12 protein-coding genes are annotated in these 19,739 nt (G+C 73.3%); 7 read left to right on the top strand and 5 right to left on the bottom strand.

What is annotated here, in order from left to right; all coding sequences use genetic code 11:
• From nuoL to nuoN, 3 genes are read left to right on the top strand one after another with little or no spacing between them, the layout of a single operon-like run.
• Positions 1 to 1,893 (top strand): NADH-quinone oxidoreductase subunit L, encoded by a 1,893-nt coding sequence (gene nuoL, locus ACZ4M8_RS22060; RefSeq protein WP_467609793.1) that lies wholly within the window; start codon positions 1 to 3, stop codon positions 1,891 to 1,893.
• A 12-nt stretch (positions 1,894 to 1,905) separates the two neighbouring features.
• A complete protein-coding gene (locus ACZ4M8_RS22055) occupies positions 1,906 to 3,567 on the top strand; it encodes an NADH-quinone oxidoreductase subunit M (protein WP_467610016.1) in 1,662 nt (553 codons plus the stop codon).
• The gene (nuoN, locus tag ACZ4M8_RS22050) at positions 3,564 to 5,216 is read left to right on the top strand and encodes an NADH-quinone oxidoreductase subunit NuoN (RefSeq protein ID WP_467609791.1); all 1,653 of its coding nucleotides are present in this window, start codon (positions 3,564 to 3,566) and stop codon (positions 5,214 to 5,216) included. The genes ACZ4M8_RS22055 and nuoN overlap by 4 nt, the downstream gene beginning before the upstream one ends.
• 113 nt (positions 5,217 to 5,329) lie before the next feature.
• Here nuoN and ACZ4M8_RS22045 read toward each other — a convergent pair whose 3' ends face one another.
• Positions 5,330 to 5,809 (bottom strand): hypothetical protein, encoded by a 480-nt coding sequence (locus tag ACZ4M8_RS22045; RefSeq protein ID WP_467609789.1) that lies wholly within the window; start codon positions 5,807 to 5,809, stop codon positions 5,330 to 5,332.
• 163 nt (positions 5,810 to 5,972) lie between these two features.
• Complete coding sequence (gene fahA, locus ACZ4M8_RS22040; protein ID WP_467609787.1) at positions 5,973 to 7,184, bottom strand: fumarylacetoacetase; 1,212 nt, start codon at positions 7,182 to 7,184, stop codon at positions 5,973 to 5,975.
• Between the two features lie 697 nt (positions 7,185 to 7,881).
• Here fahA and ACZ4M8_RS22035 point away from each other — a divergent pair.
• On the top strand, positions 7,882 to 8,895 hold the full coding sequence (locus ACZ4M8_RS22035; protein WP_467609785.1) for a polyprenyl synthetase family protein: 1,014 nt from the start codon (positions 7,882 to 7,884) through the stop codon (positions 8,893 to 8,895).
• A 326-nt stretch (positions 8,896 to 9,221) separates the two neighbouring features.
• Entirely contained in the window at positions 9,222 to 10,493 is a 1,272-nt protein-coding gene (locus ACZ4M8_RS22030; RefSeq protein ID WP_467609783.1) for a LolA family protein, read from the top strand.
• A gap of 355 nt (positions 10,494 to 10,848) precedes the next feature.
• Here ACZ4M8_RS22030 and rarD read toward each other — a convergent pair whose 3' ends face one another.
• From rarD to ACZ4M8_RS22015, 3 genes are all read right to left on the bottom strand, one after another.
• Positions 10,849 to 11,886 carry an EamA family transporter RarD gene (gene rarD, locus ACZ4M8_RS22025; RefSeq protein ID WP_467610013.1) on the bottom strand — a complete coding sequence of 346 codons (1,038 nt, stop codon included), beginning with the start codon at positions 11,884 to 11,886 and terminating at the stop codon, positions 10,849 to 10,851.
• Between the two features lie 292 nt (positions 11,887 to 12,178).
• Complete coding sequence (locus ACZ4M8_RS22020) at positions 12,179 to 13,276, bottom strand: 2-oxoacid:ferredoxin oxidoreductase subunit beta (protein ID WP_467609781.1); 1,098 nt, start codon at positions 13,274 to 13,276, stop codon at positions 12,179 to 12,181.
• Positions 13,269 to 15,209, bottom strand: coding sequence for a 2-oxoacid:acceptor oxidoreductase subunit alpha (locus ACZ4M8_RS22015; RefSeq protein WP_467609779.1), 1,941 nt, complete (start codon positions 15,207 to 15,209; stop codon positions 13,269 to 13,271). The genes ACZ4M8_RS22020 and ACZ4M8_RS22015 overlap by 8 nt, the downstream gene beginning before the upstream one ends.
• A gap of 914 nt (positions 15,210 to 16,123) precedes the next feature.
• Here ACZ4M8_RS22015 and ACZ4M8_RS22010 point away from each other — a divergent pair.
• Together ACZ4M8_RS22010 and ACZ4M8_RS22005 are read left to right on the top strand one after the other, a co-directional pair.
• A complete protein-coding gene (locus tag ACZ4M8_RS22010) occupies positions 16,124 to 16,894 on the top strand; it encodes a hypothetical protein (RefSeq protein WP_467609777.1) in 771 nt (256 codons plus the stop codon).
• 905 nt (positions 16,895 to 17,799) lie between these two features.
• Complete coding sequence (locus tag ACZ4M8_RS22005; protein WP_467609775.1) at positions 17,800 to 19,620, top strand: hypothetical protein; 1,821 nt, start codon at positions 17,800 to 17,802, stop codon at positions 19,618 to 19,620.
• Positions 19,621 to 19,739: the final 119 nt, after the last annotated feature.

Genomic DNA, 19,739 nt, shown 5'->3' with positions numbered 1-19,739 from the left:
GTGGAGAACTTGATCGCGCTGCTCATCGCGGCACCGCTGGTCGGTGCGGCCCTGCTGCTGTGCGGCGGGAAACGCCTCGACCGCACCGGCCACTGGATCGGCACGCTCCTCGCGGTCGCCTCCTTCGCCGTCGCCGCCGTCCTCTTCACCGACATGCTCGGCAAGGCCGCTGACGACCGCGCCCTGCACCAGCACCTGTTCACCTGGATCCCGGTCGGCGGCTTCCGCGCCGACCTCGCCTTCCAGCTCGACCAGTTGTCGATGACCTTCGTCCTGCTGATCACCGGGGTCGGCTCGCTGATCCACCTCTACTCGGTCGGCTACATGGCGCACGACGAACGGCGCCGCCGCTTCTTCGGGTACCTCAACCTCTTCCTCGCGGCGATGCTCCTGCTCGTCCTCGCCGACAACTACCTGCTGCTGTACGTCGGCTGGGAGGGCGTCGGCCTCGCCTCGTACCTCCTCATCGGCTTCTGGCAGCACAAGCCCAGCGCCGCCACCGCCGCGAAGAAGGCGTTCCTCGTCAACCGCGTCGGCGACGTCGGCCTCTCCATCGCGATCATGCTGCTGTTCACCACCTTCGGCACCTTCGCGTTCGGTCCGGTCCTCGACGCGGCGGGCACGGCGACGTCGGCGGGCGAGGGCAAGGTCACCGCCATCGCGCTGATGCTGCTGCTGGCCGCCTGCGGAAAGTCCGCCCAGGTGCCGCTGCAGTCCTGGCTGGGGGACGCGATGGAGGGCCCGACCCCGGTCTCCGCCCTCATCCACGCCGCCACCATGGTCACCGCGGGCGTCTACCTCATCACCCGCTCCGGGGCGCTCTTCGACGCCGCGCCCGCCGCGCAGACCGCGGTCGTCGTGGTCGGCGCCGTCACGCTCCTCTTCGGTGCGATCGTCGGTTGCGCCAAGGACGACATCAAGAAGGCCCTCGCCGGTTCCACGATGTCGCAGATCGGCTACATGATCCTCGCCGCCGGCCTCGGCCCGATCGGCTACGCCTTCGCGATCATGCACCTCGTCACCCACGGCTTCTTCAAGGCGGGGCTCTTCCTCGGCGCCGGTTCGGTGATGCACGGGATGAACGACGAGGTCGACATGCGGCGTTACGGCGGACTGCGCTCGTACATGCCGGTCACCTTCGTCACCTTCGGCCTCGGCTATCTGGCGATCATCGGCTTCCCCGGTCTCTCCGGCTTCTTCTCCAAGGACAAGATCATCGAGGCGGCGTTCGCCAAGGGCGGCACCGAGGGCTGGATCCTCGGCGGCGCGGCCCTCCTCGGCGCCGCGATCACCGCGTTCTACATGACCCGCGTGATGCTGATGACCTTCTTCGGCGAGAAGCGCTGGGACCCGGACGAGGTCCACCCGCACGAATCCCCGAAGACGATGACCATCCCGATGATCGTCCTCGCCTTCGGATCGGTCTTCGCCGGCGGCCTGTTCAGCGTCAACGAAGCCTTCGTCACCTGGCTGGAGCCCGTCACCTCCCTCGCCCACGGCCACCCGCCGCTCGGTGCGACCGCCATCACCGGTGCCACCGTCGCCGTCCTCCTGATCGGCGTCGCCACCGCGTGGTTGATGTACGGCCGCAGGCCCGTACCGGCCACCGCGCCCCGCGGCTCGCTCCTCACCCGCGCCGCCCGCCGTGACCTCCTCCAGGACGACTTCAACCACATCGTCCTGGTCCGCGGCGGCACCCACCTCACCGACACCCTCGTCCGCCTCGACCACACCCTCGTCGACGGCGCCGTCACCGGCACGGCCCTCACCATGGGCGGGCTCTCCGGCCGGCTGCGCCGTCTGCAGAACGGCTTCGTCCGTTCCTACGCCGCCCAAATGGTCGGCGGGGCCGCCGTCCTCGTCGCCGTGACCTTGCTGATGAGGGGTGTCTGACCCATGGCAGCCATGTCGTTCCCCCTGCTGACCTGCGCCGCGGCGCTCCCGGCGGTCGGCGCCGTCGCCACCGCCGCGCTCCCCGCGGCCCGGCGCACCGCCGCCAAATGGGTCGCGCTGCTCTTCTCCGTGGCCACCTTCGCGCTGGCCCTGGTCATCGCGTTCCGCTTCGACCCCGGCGCGAAGGGACCGTTCCAACTCACCGAGTCCCACGCCTGGATCGCCGACTTCGGCGTCCGCTACGAACTGGGCGTGGACGGTATCGCCGTCGCCCTGATCGCCCTGACGGCGCTGCTCATCCCGTTCGTCATCCTCGCGGGCTGGCACGACGCCGATCCGCTGGAGGAGGCCCGGCCCAACCGCCGCTGGCGGCCCACCCAGGGTTTCTTCGCTCTGATCCTCGCCGTCGAGGCGATGGTGATCCTCTCCTTCGAGGCCACCGACGTCTTCCTCTTCTACCTCTTCTTCGAAGCCATGCTCATCCCGATGTACTTCCTCATCGGCGGCTTCGGCGACGGCGCGAGCGGCGCCGACGAGGAGGGGGCGGCGGCCCGGCGGGCGAGCGCCGCGGTGAAGTTCCTGCTCTACAACCTCGCCGGCGGCCTGATCATGCTCGCCGCGGTCATCGGTCTCTACGCCGTCACCGCCGATCAGCTCGGCTCGGGCACCTTCTCGCTCCAGCAGATCGTCGAGGCGCGCGCCGCCGGCCGGCTCTCCCTCGGCACCGGCACCGAACGCCTGCTCTTCCTCGGCTTCTTCTTCGCCTTCGCGGTGAAGGCGCCGCTGTGGCCGCTGCACACCTGGCTGCCGGGTGCCATGGGCGAGTCCACGTCCCCCGTCGCCGTGCTGATCACCGCGGTCGTCGACAAGGTCGGCACCTTCGCGATGCTCCGCTTCTGCCTCCAGCTCTTCCCCGAGGCCAGCAGCTGGGCCACCCCGGTCATCCTCGTCCTGGCCCTGATCAGCATCCTCTACGGCGCGCTGCTCGCCGTCGCCCAGCGGGACATCAAGCGGCTGATCGCGTACGCCTCGATCTCCCACTTCGGCTTCATCATCCTGGGCATCTTCGCGATGACCTCCCAGGGCCAGGGCGGCGCCACCCTCTACATGGTCAACCACGGCATCTCTACCGCCGCGCTGATGCTGGTCGCCGGGTTCCTCATCAGCCGCCGCGGCTCCCGGCTCATCGCCGACTACGGCGGGGTGCAGAAGGCCGCGCCGCTGCTCGCCGGCACCTTCCTCATCGGCGGTCTGGCCACCCTCTCGCTGCCCGGCCTCGCCCCGTTCGTCAGCGAATTCCTCGTCCTCGTCGGCACGTTCAGCCGCTACCCGGTCATCGGCATCATCGCCACCGTCGCCATCGTCCTCGCCGCGCTCTACGTCCTCGTCCTCTACCAACGCACGATGACGGGCCCGCCGAAGGACGAGAAGATCCGCGCCCTGCCGGATCTGCGCGTCCGCGAGCTGCTCGTCGTCGGCCCGCTGATCGCCCTGCTGCTCTTCCTCGGCGTGTACCCCAAGCCGCTGACCGACCTCGTCAACCCCGCGGTCGACCACACCCTCTCCGTCGTGGACGAGCAGGACCCCGAGCCCGAGGTGCGGGTGGACGCGGTGCCCGGGCACCAGCGGGCCGGTCACCCCGCGCACCACCACGATGCGGAGGCCGCGAAGTGAACCTCGTGACAGACGTCCACACCCTGTGGACAACGGCGGCCGAGGCGCCCGGGAGGATCCCGGCCCCGCACATCGAGTACGCCCAGATCGCCCCGACCCTCATCGTCCTCGGCGCCGCCGTCGCCGGCGTCCTCGTCGAGGCGTTCCTGCCCCGCCGCCACCGCTACACCGCGCAGCTGCTGCTCTCCGTCGTGGCGCTGGCCGCCGGGTTCGCCGCGGTCATCGGCCTTGCCGCAGGCGGCTTCGCCACGACCGAGGCGCATCTCGCGGCGATGGGCGCCCTCGCGGTCGACGGCCCGGCGCTCTTCCTCCAGGGCACCATTCTGCTGGTCTCCCTGGTCGCGGTGTTCACCTTCGCCGAGCGGCGACTCGACCCGGTGGCGCACGGCAAACGCGTCGATTCGTTCGCCGCGCAGGCGGCCGCGGTGCCGGGCGGCGCGGCCGAACAGCAGGCGGTCAAGGCCGGGTTCACCACCACCGAGGTCTTCCCGATCCTGCTGTTCGCCGTCGGCGGCATGCTGATCTTCCCCGCCGCCAACGACCTGCTGACCCTCTTCGTCGCCCTGGAGGTCTTCTCCCTCCCGCTCTACATCCTCTGCGCCCTCGCCCGCCGCCAGCGCCTGCTCTCCCAGGAAGCCGCCCTGAAGTACTTCCTGCTGGGCGCGTTCTCCTCGGCGTTCCTCCTCTTCGGCATCGCCCTGCTCTACGGCTACGCCGGAACGGTCACCTACGCGGGTATCGCCGAGGTCATCGCCGACGGCGCCAAGCAGATCGACCCCGCCCTCGCGGGCACGATGGGCAACGACGCGCTGCTGCTCATCGGCGGCGCGCTCGTCCTGATGGGCCTGCTCTTCAAGGTCGGCGCGGTCCCCTTCCACATGTGGACGCCGGACGTCTACCAGGGCGCCCCCACCCCCGTCACCGGCTTCATGGCCGCCGCCACCAAGGTCGCCGCCTTCGGCGCGCTGCTGCGGCTGCTGTACGTCGTACTGCCCGGGATGCGGTGGGACTGGCGTCCGGTGATGTGGGCCGTCGCCATCGTCACGATGCTCGGCGGCGCGATCGTCGCCATCACCCAGAACGACATCAAGCGACTGCTGGCGTACTCCTCCATCGCCCACGCCGGGTTCATCCTCGCCGGTGTCCTCGCCACCAACCGCGACGGCATCTCGTCCGTCCTCTTCTATCTCGCCGCCTACTCCTTCGTGACGCTCGGCGCGTTCGCCGTCGTCACCCTGGTCCGGGACGCCGGGGGAGAGGCGACGCAGCTGTCCAAGTGGGCGGGGCTCGGCCGCCGTTCACCGCTGGTCGCCGCGGTGTTCGCGGTCTTCCTGCTGGCCTTCGCGGGCATTCCGCTGACCTCCGGGTTCGCCGGGAAGTTCGCCGTCTTCAAGGCGGCGGCGCAGGGCGGCGCCGGTTGGCTCGTCGTCATCGGTGTGGTGTCGTCGGCGATCGCCGCGTTCTTCTACATCCGGGTGATCGTGCTGATGTTCTTCAACGAGCCGAAGGCCGATGGCCCGACGGTCGCCGTGCCCAGCCCGCTCACCACGACGGCCATCGCCATCGGTGTCGTCGTCACGCTGGTGCTCGGTCTGGCGCCGCAGTACTTCCTCGATCTCGCGGGGCAGGCGGGCACCTTCGTCCGCTGACCCGGCGGTCGGGGCCGGGCGCCGTGCCCGGCCCCGACCGCAGAAGAACGGCCGCCGCCCGGACCCCGCGCAGGGTCCGGGCGGCGGCCGTTCGTACGGTCCGGGCTCCGGGCTCAGCTGCCGTTCGGCGCGCCGCTGGGCAGCTTCGGCAGATCCGGGATCTTCACCTTGCCGTCCTCCGCGCGCTGGTACTTCTCCGTCGGGCCGCCCTTCCAGTTGACGGTCAGGCTCTTGCCGTCCGCGCCGGGCTTGAGCTGACCCATCGTGCGGCTGGTGTCCCCGTCGGTGCACTTCAGCGCGACCATCGACATCCCGGCCATCGACTCGACCTTGCCCAGGCAGCCCGCCTCGTGGCCCCGGCTGAGGGCGGCGGTGCCGTTCTTGAAGACCAGGATGAGCGGGTCGCCGCCCTCCTTGGTCTCCCAGGCACCCTCCAACGCCGCGTCCCCGCTGGGCTTGGAGCCCGCGTCGGGGGCCGACGGCGCACTGCTCTCGGGCGTGGCCGGCTTGTCCTCGGAGCTGCTGCTGCCGCAGCCGCTGAGCAGCATCGCGGCGAGGGCGGCCGCTCCGGCGATCTGCGCTGCCTTGCGCACCTGCGTCTCCTCGATCGGTGGGGAGTTGGGAGCCGTGAGGCTAGCAGGAGGGGTGTGGAGACGAGGTGACGATCGTGCGCCGACCGCCGACCGCCGACCGCCGACCGCCGACCGCCGACCGCCGACTCCGTCTCCCGCCGCCGCTGCGGCCGGGGCCGGGAGGTCAGGGCGCGGCCGGCGCCTCCGGTGCGGGGAGGATGCGGCCGGTGACCTCGCCCAGTCCGATGCGGGCGCCGTCCGGGCCGGGGGCCCAGGCGGTCAGGGTGACCTCGTCGCCGTCCTGGAGGAACGGGCCTTTGCCCTCGGTGAGTTCGAGGAGGCAGCCGCGCTGGTCCGGCTCGGGGCCGGAGACCGTACCGGAGGCGTAGAGGTCGCCGGTGCGCAGCCAGGCGCCGTTGACGGTCATGTGGGCCAGCTGCTGGGCGGCCGTCCAGTACATCGAGGCGAACGGGGGCCGGGAGACGGTCTCGCCGTTGATCCGGACCTCGATACGCAGGTCGATGCCGCCCGGCTCGGCGGCCGTGTCGTCGAGGTAGGGCAGCAGCGGGAAGTCGCGGGCGGGCGGGGTGGTGCGGGCGTCGTCGAAGGCGTCGAGCGGGGTGATCCACGCGGAGACGGAGGTGGCGAAGGACTTGCCGAGGAACGGGCCGAGCGGGACGTACTCCCACGCCTGGATGTCGCGGGCGGACCAGTCGTTGACGAGGCAGACACCGAAGACGTGGTCGCGGAACGACTCCAGCCCGACGGGCTCGTGGGGCGCGGAGGGGGTGCCGACGACGAAGCCGACCTCGGCCTCTATGTCGAGGCGTCCGGAGGGGCCGAACGTGGGTGTGGCGTCGGCGGGGGCCTTGCGCTGGCCGTTGGGGCGGACCACGGGGGTGCCCGACACGACGACGGTGCCGGCGCGGCCGTGGTAGCCGATCGGCAGATGCTTCCAGTTGGGCGGGAGGGCGGCACCGTCCGGGCGGAAGATCTTGCCGACGTTGGTGGCGTGGTGCTCGCTGGCGTAGAAGTCGACGTAGTCGGCGACGTCGAAGGGGAGGTGGAGGGTGACGTCGTCGAGCGGGTGGAGCAGGGGGGCGACGGCGGTGCGGTGTGCGGGGTCGGTCAGCGCGGTGCGGACGGCGTCGCGGACCTCCGTCCACACCGCCCGGCCCGCGGCCAGCAGAGCGTTGAGGGACGGCGCGGCCAGCAGTGCGGCGTGGACGGGGCGCAGGGGCGCGGGCAGCGCGCTCACATCGAGGACGTACCGGCCGTAGCGGACGCCGATGCGGCGGCGCGCGGGCGCTCCGGTGAGGGTGAACACGCCGTAGGGCAGGGTGTGCGGGCCGAAGGGGTCGTCTTCGGGGAGGTCGAACGGGCTCTGCTCGGTCATGCCAGCTCCTCGCGTTCGTCGTCACCGGCGGGCGCGGCGTGGTGGCCCTGCCCGCCCGGCCGGTGGCCGTGGGGTCGATCAGCAGACTACGGCCCGTCCACCGCCCGCCGCGGCCCCTGTGGATAACTTCTCGCGACCCCCTGCCCGGGTGGCGGAAACGGGCGGGGGAGGGCGGGACCGGGTCCGGGGGCGAGGCCCGTACGCGCGTGGCCGTACGCGGCGCGGGCGGGGGCTCCGTGGCCCGGTGCGCGGTCTCCGGCCGGGCCTCGGGGCGGGCGTCCCGGTACGGCCGAGGCGGCTGGATGCCCCGGGGCGGCTCGTACGCGCCGGGAGCCCGTACGGGCCCGGTTCCGGCGGCCGTGAGCGTCCGGCAGCCGCAGCCGCAGCCGCAGCCGGTGAACCGGTCCGGGCCCTTCTGCCGCGTTCCCGGGCCCGGCCACCCGTCCCGGACGGCCCCGCCCGCTCCCCACCCCGCGCCCCCCTCACCAGGGGAGTCCTCCGAGCCCCGCCCCCATCCGCGTCATATCGGGGGAAAAGGGGTCGGGGAACATACCGGGCACAGGGCTGGTCGGCTGCCGATGGGGTTCGGGGGGCGGGCGCTCACGGTGATCGAACTGGGACCGGATACGCTGGCGGGCGGTGGAGACAGCGACAGATCGACATTCCGTTTGATCGTCAGCAGACAGGAGTACCCCTCGTGACCGTCGTCGGGCCCTTCGGGCTGAGCGTGCGGGACCAGGCTCTTGAGGCCGATGTCCAGGCCGGGTTGGCGGCTGTCGAGGAGGGCCTGCTGGAGGCCACCAAAAGCGACGTGCCGTTCATCACCGAGTCCGCACAGCATCTCGTCCGCGCGGGCGGCAAGCGGTTCCGGCCGCTGCTCGTCACGCTCGCCGCGCAGTTCGGCGACCCGTACGCGCCCGGTGTGGTGCCCTCGGCCGTCGTCGTGGAGCTGACGCATCTGGCGACGCTGTACCACGACGACGTGATGGACGAGGCGGACGTACGCCGCGGCGTGGCCAGCGCCAACGCCCGCTGGGGCAACTCCCTCGCCGTCCTGACCGGCGACTTCCTCTTCGCGCGGGCCTCGCACATCCTCGCCGACCTCGGGCCCGAGGCGGTCCGGATCCAGGCCGAGGCGTTCGAGCGGCTGGTGACGGGCCAGATCCTGGAGACCGCGGGGCCGCGCGACGGGCACGACCCGGTGGAGCACTACCTCGACGTCCTCGCCGGGAAGACCGGTTCGCTGGTCGCCGTGGCCTGCCGTTTCGGCGCGATGATGTCCGGTGCCGACGAGAACACCGTCGACATCCTCACCCAGTACGGCGAGCGGCTCGGCACCGCTTTCCAGCTGGCCGATGACGTCCTCGACATCGCCAGCGACTCCCACGAGTCAGGCAAGACACCCGGCACCGACCTGCGGGAAGGCGTCGCCACCCTGCCGGTGCTGCACCTGCGGGCCCGCGCCGAGAGCCCGTCCGGCACCGCCGAGGACCGCGCCCTGTGCGAGCTGCTCGCCGGTGACCTCACCGACGACGCCCGCCACGCCGAGGCGCTCGCCGGGCTCCGTGCCCACCCCGCGCTGGAGCAGGCCCGCCGCGACACCGTCCGCCACGCGCAGGAGGCCCGCGCCGTGCTGGCGCCGCTGCCGGACTGCATGGCGAAGACGGCGCTGGAGAGCCTCTGCGACGCGGTGGTCCACCGCGCGGGCTGACCCGGAACGGATGCTTCCCCGGGGTACGGCCACTACCGGTCCCGCTCCTGGTCGTGGACGGTCCCCGGGCGCCGGACGGCGCCGGGTGCGGGCCGTCTGCCACCACGGTCCCAGGGGCCGTGTCACCCTCCTGGTGTAGGAGGGCCGTTCCGCGCTGACCGGATGTCATACCCCAGCAGGAGGACGGGTTGGCTCTGCGGGTTGACGCGGTACCACGGCCGGTTTGATGGGATGAGAGTCACCACAACGCGGCGGGTACGGCCACGATGGGGCCCGGGGGGACCGGTGCGCAGCGCGGGTCCGCCGCTCACGACGGAGGTAGGCACATGCCACGGAACGAACCGACAGACGCCACCGCGGGCGCCCCGGACCTGGCGGGGGACGTCCCGGTGAAGCGCAGCAAGGCCGTCCGGTACGGAATCCCGGCCGCGGTGGTGGGGGTGGTGGCGACGGTCGGCCTGGTCCCGGCGTTCGCCGGCGTGGGCTCCCCCGATCTGCCGAAGATCACGGCGCAGCAGCTTCTCACCAAGATGGCCGGGTCCGAGACCCAGCAGCTGTCCGGCACGGTCCGCGTCACCACGGACCTGGGCCTGCCGTCGCTGCCGGGCGCGGACGGCGCCTTCCCGGGCTTCGGCGGCGCGGACGGCCCCGGAGCGGGCGACGGCGGCGCCTCGAAGTCGCCGCGGAACAAGCTGATGGAGCTGGCCTCCGGCTCCCACACCCTGCGCGTCGCGGCCGACGGCCCCGCCAAGCAGCGCGTCACCTTCGTCGACGGCGGTTCCGAGTACAGCCTGATTCACGACGGTGCCCACGCCTGGGCGTACGACAGCGGCACCCACACCGCCGTCCGCTCCGAGCGGCCCGCGGACGCCGCGCACGGTCCGCGGCACGGCGCGAAGCCGCCGCGTGACCTGGCCGGGGCCACCCCGCAGGAGCTGGCCCGGCAGGTGCTGGAGGCCGCCGGGGACAGCACCTCCGTCACCGTCGGTGACACCGCGAAGGTCGCCGGGCGGGACGCGTACCAGCTGGTGCTGACGCCGAAGCAGAAGGGATCGACGGTCGGGTCGGTGCGGATCGCGGTGGATGCCGCCAACGGCGTGCCGCTGAAGTTCTCGCTGCTGCCCCGCGGCGGGGGCGCCCCCCTCGTGGACGCGGGTTTCACCACCGTCGACTTCGCCCGCCCGGCCGCCTCGTCGTTCGCCCCGCCCCGCGGCGCGAAGATCACCGATGCCCCGCGGACGCACCCGGGGAAGGACGGTCTCCACGGCACCGAGGGGTTCAAGGGGTTCAAGGAGTTCCGTGACGGTAAGGGCGCGCGGAACACCAAGGGCCCGGAGAACATCACGGTCCTCGGCAAGGGCTGGGACCGCGTCGCCGTGCTGAAGGGCGCAGGTGGTCAGCTGCCGACCGGTAAGGGCGGGGTGGGCTCCTTCCTCGACAGCCTCGGCGACAAGGTCCACGGCGACTTCGGCACCGGCCGGGTCTTCACCACCCGCCTGGTCAACGCCCTGATCACCGACGACGGCACGGTCTACGTCGGCGCCGTCGACCGCCGGACCCTGGTCAACACGGCGAACACCGCCCACGCCGCCGAGTAGGCCCTCCGGCCCCAGGGACGCCCGGCACCGACCGGCGCGCCCCTGGGGCGGGGGCGTCCGGGCCGCGCAGCACCGGCGGCCTCGGCACCCGTCGCCGCAGCCGCCGCCCGACCCTGATCGGTCCGGCCCTGACCGGCGCCGGGCGGCGCCCCCCGGGGCTGCCGGGCCCGCCGCCGTCAGTTCGTACGAGCCCGCGGGGCGCCTCAGCTCCCCGGGGAACACCTCGGGGTGCTGAGGTCTCAGTGCTGAGCGGCTTCAGAGCCGCACCGAAGCCACAGCATCCCGGAAGCCGCAACATCCCCGAAGCCGAACGCCTCCCCGAAGCCGCAGCGACCCCGGCCCTCAGGCCACCCGTTCAGGCCATCGGTTCCTCCCCGGCCCCCGCCGCAAGCGGAGCCCCGGGCTCCCGGGCAGCGGGGCTCCCGGCCGCCCCGTTCTCGACCGCACTGCGACTGACCGCACCGCCACCGGCCGCACCGCCACCGGCCGCACCGCCGCCGACCGCGCTCTCCCGGGCCGCCGTCGCGGCGGCGGCGCGGCGTCCGGCGGCCGCCACGGCCGCTCGGGCCGTACGGGCGGTCCGCAGCGCGTCCCAGGTCAGCAGGGCCAACGCCAGCCACACCAGGGCGAAACCGGCCCACCGCTCCGGCGGCATCGACTCGTGGAACACCAGCAGGCCCAGTGCGAACTGGAACGTCGGCGCCAGGTACTGGAGCATCCCGATCGTCGTCAGCGGCAGCCGGACCGCCGCGGCGCCGAAGCAGATCAGCGGCACCGCCGTCGCGACCCCGCAGCCCACGAGCAGCAGCGCCGTGCCGGTGCCGCCGCTCACGAACGCCGAGTCGCCACGGACGCCGAGGAAGATCAGGAAGCCCACCGCGGGTACGAACTGCACCGCTGTCTCCGCGGCGAACCCGTCCACACCGTCGAGCTTGATGCCCTTCTTGAGCAGGCCGTACGTGGCGAACGAGAAGGCCAGGACCAGCGAGATCCATGGCACCCGGCCGTAGGCGACGGCCATCACCAGCACCGCGAGGGTGCCCACACCCACCGCCGTCCACTGCAACGGCCGTAGCCGCTCGCGCAGCACCAGCACCCCGAAGGCGATGCTGACCAGCGGATTGATGAAGTACCCGAGCGACGCCTCCAGCACGTGTCCGGCGTTCACCGCCCAGATGTACAGGAACCAGTTGACGGAGATGACCGCCGCGCACGCCGCGACCAGTGCCATCCGGCGCGGCTGCCGCAGCAGCGGACGCACCCACGACCAGCGCCGCAGCACCACCAGGATGAGCCCGGCGACCGGCAGCGACCACGCCATGCGGTGCGCCAGGATCTCGGCCGGCGCCGCGGCGTCCAGCAGATGCCAGTAGAGCGGCAGCAGCCCCCACATGCCGTACGCGGCGAGACCGTACGCGAGCCCTGTGCGCTGCGTGTTCCCAGAGTCCAAGGAGCCCTCCCGATGCTGCCCGGCCTACCCCGGGCGGGCGATGCCGACCCTGCGACGGTAGCGCCGCACCGCCCGCCTGTCATGTGCGTACCGGCATACGGTCATGACCATCGGACGGTCCGGCGACGTACCACCCCGCACCGCCGGAACGCCCTGGTCACAGCCGTGGAACGCACCGGTGCCCCCACCGGACGAGCCAGGTGGGGGCACCGGGAGGAGCGTGCGGGGGCGGTGCTCAGCCGACGACCGTCCAGGTGTCGTTGCCGGCCAGGAGGGCGCCGAGGTCACCCTTGCCCTTCTGCTCGACGGCGGCGTCGAGCTGCTCGGCCATGAGGGTGTCGTAGACCGGGCGCCGGACGTCCCGCAGCACACCGATGGGGGTGTGGTGGAGGGTGTCGGGGTCGGCGAGGCGGGTGAGGGCGAAGGCGGTGGTCGGCGACGGGCTGTGGGCGTCGTGGACGAGGACCGCGTCGGTGCCCTCCTCGGTCACGTCGATGATCTTCAGATCGCCGGTGGCCGGGTCGCGGACGACGCCCTGGGAGCCGAGGCCGTCGGGAGCGGGGGTGCCGAAGCGGATCGGCTGTCCGTGCTCCAGCCGGATGACGGCCTGCTGGGCGCGGTCCTTGTCCTTGAGCGCTTCGAAGGCGCCGTCGTTGAAGATGTTGCAGTTCTGGTAGATCTCCACCAGCGCGGTGCCCGGGTGGTCGGCGGCGGCACGCAGCACCGAGGTGAGGTGTTTGCGGTCGGAGTCGACGGTGCGGGCGACGAACGACGCCTCCGCCCCCAGCGCCAGCGACAGGGGGTTGAACGGCGCGTCCAGCGACCCCATCGGCGTCGACTTGGTGATCTTGCCGACCTCGGACGTCGGCGAGTACTGGCCCTTGGTCAGACCGTAGATCCGGTTGTTGAACAGCAGGATCTTGAGGTTGACGTTGCGGCGCAGCGCGTGGATGAGGTGGTTGCCGCCGATGGACAGCGCGTCGCCGTCACCGGTGACGACCCACACCGACAGGTCGCGGCGGGCGGAGGCCAGGCCGGTGGCGATGGCGGGGGCGCGGCCGTGGATGGAGTGCATCCCGTAGGTGTTCATGTAGTACGGGAAGCGGGACGAGCAGCCGATGCCGGAGACGAAGACGATGTTCTCCTTCGCCAGGCCCAGGTCGGGCATGAAGCCCTGGACGGCGGCGAGGACGGCGTAGTCACCGCAGCCGGGGCACCAGCGGACCTCCTGGTCCGATTTGAAGTCCTTCATGGACTGCTTGGCCTCGGCCTTGGGGACCAGCGCCAGTGCCTGCGGCCCGGAGGCGGCGGGGCCGGGGATCGTCTCAGTCATCGATGGCCTCCTTGAGAGCCGTGGCGAGCTGCTCGGCCTTGAACGGCATGCCGTTGACCTGGGTGTAGGAGCGGGCGTCGACCAGGTACTTCGCCCGGACGAGGGTGGCGAGCTGGCCGAGGTTCATCTCGGGGATGACCACCTTGCCGTAGGCGCTCAGGACGTCGCCGAGGTTCTTGGGGAAGGGGTTGAGGTGGCGCAGATGGGCCTGGGCGATCGGGGTGCCGGCGGCGCGCAGCCGGCGGACGGCCGCGGTGATGGGGCCGTAGGTGGAGCCCCAGCCCAGCACGAGGGTGGTGGCGGTGCCGGTGGGGTCGTCGACCTCCAGGTCGGCCACCTCGATGCCGTCGACCTTGGCCTGGCGGGTGCGGACCATGAAGTCGTGGTTGGCCGGGTCGTAGGAGATGTTGCCCGTGCCGTCCTGCTTCTCGATGCCGCCGATCCGGTGCTCCAGCCCCGGCGTGCCCGGCACCGCCCACGGACGCGCGCGGGTGTGCTCGTCGCGCTTGTAGGGCCAGAACACCTCGGTGCCGTCGGCCAGGGTGTGGTTGGGGCCGGTCGCGAAGTCGACGCGCAGATCGGGCAGTTCACCGGTCTCCGGGACGCGCCACGGCTCGGAGCCGTTGGCGAGGTAGCCGTCGGACAGCAGGAACACCGGGGTGCGGTAGGTCAGCGCGATCCGGGCCGCGTCCAGCGCCGCGTCGAAGCAGTCGGCGGGGGTCTTCGGCGCCACGATCGGCACCGGCGCCTCACCGTTGCGCCCGTACATCGCCTGCAGCAGATCGGCCTGCTCGGTCTTGGTCGGCAGCCCCGTCGACGGCCCGCCGCGCTGGATGTCGACGATGACCAGCGGCAGTTCGAGGCTGACGGCGAGTCCGATGGTCTCCGACTTCAGCGCCACACCGGGGCCGGACGTCGTCGTCACCGCCAGCGAGCCGCCGAACGCCGCGCCCAGCGCCGCGCCGATACCGGCGATCTCGTCCTCCGCCTGGAAGGTGCGCACACCGAAATTCTTGTGCTTCGACAGTTCGTGCAGGATGTCGGAAGCCGGCGTGATCGGATACGAGCCCAGATATACCGGCAGCTCCGCCTGCACACCGGCGGCGACCAGTCCGTAGGACAGGGCCAGGTTTCCGGAGATGTTGCGGTACGTCCCCGTCGGGAACGCCTTCGTGGCGGGGGCGACCTCGTAGGAGACCGCGAAATCCTCGGTCGTCTCCCCGAAATTCCAGCCCGCCCGGAAAGCCGCGACATTCGCCTTGGCGATATCCGGCTTCTTCGCGAACTTCGCCGCCAGGAACTTCTCCGTGCCCTCCGTCGGACGGTGGTACATCCACGAGAGCAGACCCAGCGCGAACATGTTCTTGCTGCGCTCGGCCTCCTTGCGGGAGAGCCCGAAGTCCTTCAGCGCCTCGATCGTCAGCGTCGTCAGCGGCACCGGATGGACGCGGTACGCCTCCAGCGAACCGTCCTCCAGCGGGCTGGTCGCATAACCGACCTTCGCCATCGGCCGTTTGGTGAATTCATCGGTGTTGACGATGATTTCCGCACCGTGCGGCACGTCCGCCAGATTCGCCTTGAGGGCGGCGGGGTTCATCGCCACCAGCACATCGGGAGCGTCGCCCGGGGTGAGGATGTCGTGATCGGCGAAATGCAGCTGGAAACTCGAAACGCCCGGGAGGGTTCCGGCAGGAGCACGGATCTCGGCGGGGAAGTTCGGCAGCGTCGACAGGTCATTACCGAAAGTCGCGGTCTCGGACGTGAACCGGTCACCCGTGAGCTGCATGCCATCGCCCGAGTCGCCCGCGAAACGGATGATCACCCGGTCCAGGCGCCGGACCTCCTTGCCTGTGCCTCCGTCACCGAAGGAGCGCTGTTCCCCGACGTGTGCTCCGTCGGCCTGTTCGGCTGTGCTGCTGACCTGGCTGGTCACTGCTTCGGACCTCCCTAGAGGGGTACGGCTCCCCGCCGGAGGCGGGCTCGGGACGTGTCATGCCGACCGGACGGTCCCCTCACCATCGTACGGGGGTAAGGGTCACCTTCCCTGGGCCGATCACATGATGGACGCTCTCGTGAGACGGCTGCTGCTTGCGAATTGTCATGAAAACACTGGTTACATCCCTGCTCTCCCGAGGCGCTCCGGACTCTGTAGGTGCTCCGGCAATGGTGCTAGGGCTCCGGACCTACGTCCCCCGGGGTGCACGGCGTGCGCCTGGGCCGGAGGAGAGCGGTGCGGTCGTTCTGGGAAGAGTGGGGCACGACTGACGGGTGGGGAAAGGTGATCCCTGTCACTCCGGGGCGGGGTGGCCGCCTCGGGCGGAGGCGCCGGCCGGAGGGTTCGGTGCCGGGCGCGGGCGCTTGCCGGGCGCGCTACCGGGGGCGGAGGCGGAGCGGCCGCGGGCTCCGGGATTCGCGGGGTGCGGCCCCGGGCTCGTCGGTGGTGTTCGCGCCCGGATGTACCCGTCACCGTCGGGGCCCCTTCGGGGTGACCGTTCCGCGGGGCCCGGGGTGGCCGCCCTCGGGTGCGCCGGGGTGTCCGAGACCCCCTCGTGCCGACTTGCCCCTGTGCGGGACGCTCGCCCCGCTACCGGCTCTGACCTGCCCTTTTGTCGGTTCCGGCGGGGTCCACGATCGGGGTGTCCGGGGCCGGTGCGCGCGGGAGTGACCGTAGGGTGTCGCCGTGCGTACAGGGGAGGGGTGACGGGCGATGACGCGGGACGAGGGTGGTCGGTCGCCGGAAAGGGGCGCCGCTCGGTCGCGGCAAACCCGGCATGTATCCCTGGACGGGGGCAAAGCGCTGACGGTTGAGGGCTGTTGGGCGGGTCGCCGCCGGACGGAGGTCCCGGCGTGAGCGCGACCGTGAGCGCCCCCGAGGGGCGGTGCACCCCCCTGGGCCGGGCCGCCCTCATCACCGAAGGGGATCGGCGCACCGGCCTGGTCGTCCCGTCCGGGGAACCTGTAGGGGCGCCCCTGCCGGAGCTGCTGCGGCTGCTCGGCGCGCGCCCGGCCGGGCCCGGGGCGCGATGGCCGGTCACCGACGACGGCACCGTCCGCGCACCGATCGTCCCCCTCGCCGCCGGGAGAGGCGTCGACGACGTCGAACTCCACCTGATCCAGGACCCGTTCATGCCCGGCGTCCGCCCGGACGACGGCCGTGCCGCCGAGGTCGCCGCCCCACGGGAGATGCGGAGCCGGCGCGCGCGGAGCGCCGTGGTGACGGCGGGCGCGGCGAGCGGTCCGCGCGGCGCCGTCGCGGGCCCCGGCGCCGGTCGCCGGTACGGCGGTGGGGTGAGCGCCGCGCTGTGGCCGGGCGTCGCCGGGGTGCTGTCCGGCGTCGCGGGCGCCGCCCTGGCCGCGCCTCGGGCCGCCCGACGCGCCACCGGAGCGGCCCTGTCGCTCCCCGGCTGCACGCTCGGGGCGCACGCCTCCCGGTACGCGCCCCCGGGCGGCGCGCCCCGCCTCGCCGGGACCGCCGCCCTCCGCGCCCTGCGCACCACGGCCCCGCAACCCGGCCCGGGGTGCGCCGCCGTCCGCGCCGAGTCGGTGGCGGTCGTGCCCCTGACCCCGGCGACGGCGGGCGCCCCGGGCGCGTACGCCCTGCCCGGGAACGCGTTCTGACGCGCGGCGGCGGAGGAGGAACGGACCAGCGGATGAACGGTACGGAGCGGACGCCCGGGGCGCGGCGGCCACCGGCGGCGGAGACGGCCGCGCAGGGCGCGTCCGCTCTCCCGGAACCGCCGGACACCTTTGAGCGGTCGGAAGAGTCGACGGCGTCCGAACGGCCGGGACGGTCGGTCCCGGAGGAACGGCCGGAGGAGAGGGAGCGGCCGGTCCGGCCGGAGACACCGGGGACACCGGAGGAAGAGGGGCGGCGGAGCGTGGCGGCAGGGGAAGGGATGAGGGACGCATCGGAGGCTCCCGGAGCGGACGCCCCCGAGGGATCCGACGCGAACGTCCCGGGGGCGCCCGGAGCGGATGCCGCGGGGGCGCCCGCGGCGGAACCGGGGGCGCCCGCGCAGACGGCGCGCGCCGGGGGTGAGGCGGGGCCCGCGACGGTCCCGGGCCCACCGCCTGGCGGTCCCCACCCGCGGCCGGGCGCCGGTGCGGACCCGGCGCCGGGCGGAGCGCCGTCCCCGCCCGATGCCGCGCCCGCACCCCCGGGGCAGGGCCGTGCCCCCGCCGCTCCCGCGCCTTTGGACGAGGTACGGGAGCCGGCCGCTCCGATGGCTTCCGCCGCAGGTCAGGCCCTGCCCGCACCCGCCGCCGACGCGGCACCGGACCCGGCTGCTCCTGCGGCCCCCGGCCCGGCCGCGGGCCCGCCCGTATCCGCCGGCCCGGCCCCGGGCCCGGCCGCTCCCGGCGCTCCCGGTGAGGCGCGGCCCCCGGCCGCACCGGCCCCGGCCCGGACCGCGCCCGCACCCGTCGACGGTTCGGCGCGGGCCTTGCCCGCACCCGTCGCGCCTACGGACGCGGCGCCCGTCCCCGCGCGGTACGGACGTCCCGGGGTTCCGTCGCGGACGCCCGTGTCCGTACCGCTGCTGCCGCCCGAACTGGCCGGCGGGCGGCGCGAGCCGCGGCGTGGTGATCCGCTCGGGCGGCGGGCCGGGCGGGCGCTGCGGAAGGTGTTCGCGTCGTCGCCCGCCTCCGGGACGGCGGCGGACACGAAGGAGGCATCCGCCATCGGGCAACCGGTCGTCACCGGGCGGCAGATCGCGGTCTCCAGCATCCGGGGCGGCGCGGGCAAGTCCACCGTCGCGGCGCTGCTCGCGCTGATCTACGCCCAGCACCGGCCCGATCCGGTGCTGGCCGTCGAGGCCGATCCGGCGCTCGGCACGCTGCCGCACCGGCTGGGCGCGCGCGAGGTGCGCTGGTCGGGCAGCGATCTGGCGGAGATCGTCGACCCGGCGATGCCGATCACCGACCTGACCGGCTATCTCCTGCCGTTCGCGGGCGGCGGCTGGCTGCTGCCCGGCAGTCAGGGCGCGATCGGCACCCGGCTGGACCTCGACACGTACCGCACCGTCATGACCTCGCTGCGGCGGCACTTCGCGGCCACCGTCGTCGACTGCGAGACCCTGCCCGCCGAGGTGGCCCGTACCGCGCTGGTCACCACGCAGGCCCGGGTGCTGGTCACCCCGGCCACCCGGGAGGGCGTCGCGGCCACCCGTTCCGTACTGGACTGGGTCGGCGGGCTGCACCCGGGGCTGCTGCCGACCACCGTCGTCGTCCTCACCCATCCGGCGCCCGACAGCGGCGTCGACGCCCGTACGGCCACCACCCACCTCGGCGCGGGCGGCGCGGCGGTGCTGCCGCTGCCCTACGACCGCCATCTGGCCGCGGGCGGCGCGATCCGTACGGAGCTGCTGGGCGCCCGGACCCTGGCGGCCGCCGCCCGGATCGCCGCCGAGGTGATGAACCGCGCGGTCTCCCGCGAACCCGGCCGCCGCCCCTCCGACCGGCCCGCGCCCGGCGGCGCACCGTACGTCGCCCACGGCGTCGTCCGCCCCGCCGGTTCCGCCGCCGCCCACCCGCGCCCGGTGCCGACGGTCGTCCCCGGCACCGCCGACCCTGCCGGGCCGGTCGCGGGGCCCGCCACGGTGGTTCCCGCCGGGCCCGCCACGGGCGCGCCCGCCGGATCGGCCGCGGTCCTTCCCGCCGGGCCGGTCGCCGCCTCCGCCGCGGGGGCGCAGCCGCCCGCCCCGGCCGGTTCGCCGCAGCCGCAGGGACAGCCCGCGCACCAGCCGAACCTTCAGCACCCCCTGCCGCACCAGGGCCTGCCTCCGCACCAGGTGCAGGCGCCCCAGCAGCCCCACGGGCCGTATCAGGGGCATGTACCGCACCAGACCCAGCTCACCCACCAAGGACAACCGACGCAGCAGAGCCGGGCAGCTCAGCAGAGCCAGGCATCCCAGCAGGCCCACACTCCACAGGGCACCTACGCACCGCAGCAACCCCTCACTCCCCAGCAGCCCCTGCCTCTCCCGCATCCCCTGCCGCCGCAGGCACCCGGTGCGGCTCCTCTTCCCCCGCAGCCCGGTCCCGCACCGCAGCACCCCGTATCGCCGTACGACAACCCGTACATGCAGCCCCGTCCACCACAGGAGACGCAGCCGCCGCCTTCGTCGCCGCACCCCCAGGCGGCCCCGTACGGACAGCCGCAGCAGCCCGGCGCCGTCCCGCCGGGGCAGCCGGAACCGCTGCGTGCCACCCGGCACCCCCAGGCGGCGTCCCCGGAGGCGGGGCGGCCGGGCGGTGGCGAGCGGAGCCCCTTCGATCCGCCTCCCGACGAGCGGAGCCCCTTCGACGGCGGTCCGCTGCCCCGTCCGGACGGCGCCGGGGGCTGACCGCCGGGTACGGCTCCCGGCCGGACGCCGTACGGACAGGGCCGCGCCGCTTCCCGGCCCTGTCCGTATGGCGGGCAGGACCGTCCGGCAGGCGGCCGCGGAGCCGGGACGAAGTGGGG

The organism is Streptomyces sp. NPDC027185, from assembly GCF_055567035.1.
Note: the sequence above shows the minus strand (reverse complement) of the source record. Positions and strands in the feature narration are given on the sequence as shown.

What these genes read in the sequence shown, in the direction of transcription:
- ACZ4M8_RS22055 (WP_467610016.1), top strand. Translation starts at nt 1,906, where the DNA reads ATGTCGTTCCCCCTGCTGACCTGCGCCGCGGCGCTCCCGGCGGTCGGC.
- fahA (WP_467609787.1), bottom strand. Translation starts at nt 7,184, where the DNA reads ATGACCGAGCAGAGCCCGTTCGACCTCCCCGAAGACGACCCCTTCGGC.
- ACZ4M8_RS22030 (WP_467609783.1), top strand. Translation starts at nt 9,222, where the DNA reads ATGCCACGGAACGAACCGACAGACGCCACCGCGGGCGCCCCGGACCTG.
- rarD (WP_467610013.1), bottom strand. Translation starts at nt 11,886, where the DNA reads ATGTGGGGGCTGCTGCCGCTCTACTGGCATCTGCTGGACGCCGCGGCG.
- ACZ4M8_RS22020 (WP_467609781.1), bottom strand. Translation starts at nt 13,276, where the DNA reads ATGACTGAGACGATCCCCGGCCCCGCCGCCTCCGGGCCGCAGGCACTG.